The sequence below is a fragment of the Candidatus Roseilinea sp. NK_OTU-006 genome (assembly GCF_012931985.1).
Taxonomy (GTDB): Bacteria; Chloroflexota; Anaerolineae; order J036; family Brachytrichaceae; genus JAAFGM01.
This window is the reverse complement of the sequence record NZ_JAAFGM010000085.1, coordinates 1-2,967: the sequence shown is the minus strand read 5'-3', so window position 1 is coordinate 2,967 and position 2,967 is coordinate 1. Positions and strand designations below refer to the sequence as shown.

The 2,967-nt window shown below is 65.0% G+C and carries 3 protein-coding genes; 2 read left to right on the top strand and 1 reads right to left on the bottom strand.

Annotated elements, in window-relative coordinates:
- On the top strand, positions 1 to 196 hold a 196-nt coding region (locus tag GXH28_RS15560), incomplete at its 5' end, for a hypothetical protein (RefSeq protein WP_169239931.1).
- Positions 197 to 517: 321 nt separating this feature from the next.
- Positions 518 to 2,275 carry a helix-turn-helix domain-containing protein gene (locus tag GXH28_RS15555; RefSeq protein ID WP_169239930.1) on the top strand — a complete coding sequence of 586 codons (1,758 nt, stop codon included), beginning with the start codon at positions 518 to 520 and terminating at the stop codon, positions 2,273 to 2,275.
- Between the two features lie 21 nt (positions 2,276 to 2,296).
- Here the strand turns inward: GXH28_RS15555 and GXH28_RS15550 are convergent.
- Positions 2,297 to 2,967, bottom strand: a 671-nt coding sequence (locus GXH28_RS15550) for a hypothetical protein (RefSeq protein WP_169239929.1), incomplete at its 5' end; no start/stop codon positions are given.

The following is a 2,967-nucleotide window of genomic DNA, read 5'->3' as shown; positions in this document are numbered from 1 at the left end:
GATACCGCATTGTGGTGTGCTTCACAAGGTGCTCTTCCTGCGCACTTGGGCGCGAACGTTGCGCGCGCAGGGCGAATGGGACGCGTGGCACGCGACGGTCGGCGACGCCCTGACGTTGGCGCAGGAGGCCGGCCTGGCCAACGAGGTCGCCGCGATCCAGCACGAGCACGGCGACGCGCTTGAGTCGGCAGCCTAGCCTTCCGGATGGGCGTGCGGCGCGGCGGAGCATGCGGCTTCTGTGAGCGTCGCGCGCTCCGCCGCTCCCCTGGCCTAGTTCGAGTGTAAGCCCGTCGTCATGAACTTTTGTTTACGCGCCGCGCATCGCAAGCGCGAACGCCGAATTCAGTGGTTTAATTCCCACACGCGGATTTCGGTCGGCCACGACTTCGCCCACCAACCTGCCTGCTATTTCGACGAAGCAAAAATCACTGCCATCTTGAGACATCCTGCGCCGGCGCTGACCGACAAAAAGAGGTGAACTCGAAGCAATTCTCAGTGTGAATGAGGGGGTGAACCCATGGGCAGCACAGCGGACTGGTCCTGGATCAACGAAGAATTGCGCCAGCGCGGCATGAGCCGGACGAAGCTGGCACACCTGCTCGGCGTCAGCACGCCGGCCGTCTCGAAGTGGATCAAAGGCGAGCAGAACCCGAACTACGAACATCTGCCGCTGCTGGCCGCGCTGTTCGCAGGCGGTGACCTCAACCGGCTCTATCACCGCGCCGGCTTCAGGTGGGGCGAGATGCTGCAACACCTCGACGCTCAGGCCAGAGGCACGGGCATTCGACCGGCCGCCACTTCGCACGGCCAGGACGACCTCGTTACGCTGCACTTCCCCTCCGAGGCGCTGCAGGCGCAGGACGCCGTGACAGCGACGTTGACAGCGGAGAGCGTGCTCGCATCCAACGCACTGTTGCGACAGGCCAATCGCTTCGCCGAAATGCGCGACCAGTCCAAGCGACTGATCGCCCGCCTGACCGGCAGTCGCTCGCCGCTTACGGACCAGATGTGGTACGCCCTGGCTGATGCCGAGTTGATGTTGGGCAATTACTACGACTCGCTGGATGCGGCGGACGCCGCGCGCAGGCTGGCGCGTGGGGCAGTGAGCGATGTGCTGGTGGCCGATGCCTACGGGATCAGCGCCGAGGCGTGGCGCATCATGGGCAACTGGGCCCAGGCGCGCAGTCACTGCAACGAAGCGCGCCGGCTCTACCTCAAAGCGGGCCTGCCTCACGCCGAGGGACAGATGTGGATTGACTGGAATCTGGGCCGCGTCGCCACGTCCGAAGGCAACTACGACGAGGCGCTGGAGCACTTCGACCGAATGGCTGCCATGGCGCAGCGACTGGGTCATGGCGGCGGCGCGCTCCTCCAACGTTACGGCGTCGCCATGCTGGCCGACCTGCAAGGCAAGCTCAGTGACACCCTGGACCAGTACGCGCCGATGCAGCGCGATGTGCACCGTGACGGCAATGCTTATTGGGATGCGATGGCCCTGTGGAAGATGGCCGATGTGTTGCGCCGGCAGGGTGATGTGGTGCGCGCAGTCTCCATGGCGCAGCAGGCCATCCACATTTACGAGGCGCTCGACAACGCAGACCTGGTCGCCTCGGTCACGTTCACGCTGGGCTATTGCCAGATTCACCTGGGCAAGGCTGAGCCGGCGCGCGAGGCGTTCGCCAGCGTCACCGTGCGCTCCACGCACGGCGTTGACCAGTCCACTGTGCGCATGGCGCGCATCGGCGAGCGGTTCGCCCTGTTGGCGCGCACCGCCGCGCAAGACAATCCGTGCTTCGATGAGTTGCTGCCACTGATTACACCCGACGCGACCGACGCGACGTTGCCCCGCCTCAACCTGCGGTTCGAGTTGCTGGAAGCGTTGTTCGTCGCCGAAGCGATGCGCCTGAATAATCGGGCGGCGATGGCCCACGACCACTACGCCACCATCGCCCGGCGCGCGGCAAAGCACGATCACCCTCTCGAGCACGCTCATGCGTTGCTCGGTCTGGCCGAGGCGAAGCGCATGCTCGGCCAACCCGACCGCGAGACGCCGCTTCGGGCACTGGCCATCTACGAGGGGATCGGCGCGGCATGGGGACAAGTGCACGCGTGCATCGCACAGGCGCTGATCGAACCGTGCGCGGCTTCGCGACAACTGCAAGAGGCGAAACGCATCGCGCAGGCATGCGCATTCCGCGATGACCTGGCGCTGATCGAGCGATTACAAACCGGCGCGCGACGCACCGAGGAGCATCACGCGCTCACCTTCGCGTGATCGTGTGGCCCACCGGCTCGGTCATTCGAGCTGATCTTCGTCCCACGGCGGCGTCTCCCGCTCCTTCCGTCCCAGGAAGATGAATGACTCCAGGTCTTCCAGATCTTCGGGGCTGTAGCGAGCGACGACTTCGCGCACCGCGTCGAGTTCGGCGTCGGAAGCCCAGCCGAGCATGCGCGAGACATCGGCCCAGTCCTGAGCCCGCTGCGCCGACAGTTTCATGAGCGTTAGATAGGGCAGGCCGATCACCGGATAGCCGGCCGGGTCATAGTTCGGCTTCCCGAGTGCCTCCCTCAGCCAGGGATAGTTGCCGAAAAGCACATCCACCTCGACGCCCTCTGGGGAAGGCAACAAGTAGCCAGGCACGGCCAGGCGAGAAACCACCTCGTAGCCGGCCTGTTTGAACCGGCGCATCACCTCATCACCATCGTCGCGATGAACAAGGATGTCCATGTCCTTTGTGGCGCGTTCTGGCATGTAGGCGCGCGTGGCGACGCCGCCGATCAAGGCCCAGTCAATCCCCTCTAGGATCGGGCGCAAGTCGGGCCAGGGATGCATGGCAGTCCTCCTTCGCATGAACTCGTGGCTGCTGCCGGTGCCCGGGCGAATGCGGCGCTTGAGCATCTCGATCATGAAGCGTCGCTTTTGGCGCGGGGTGAGGTTGCCGTCCGGCGCGATACGAGCGATGGCAG

Coding starts and splice junctions, on each gene's coding strand:
- GXH28_RS15555 (WP_169239930.1), top strand. CDS start 518: ATGGGCAGCACAGCGGACTGGTCCTGGATCAACGAAGAATTGCGCCAG.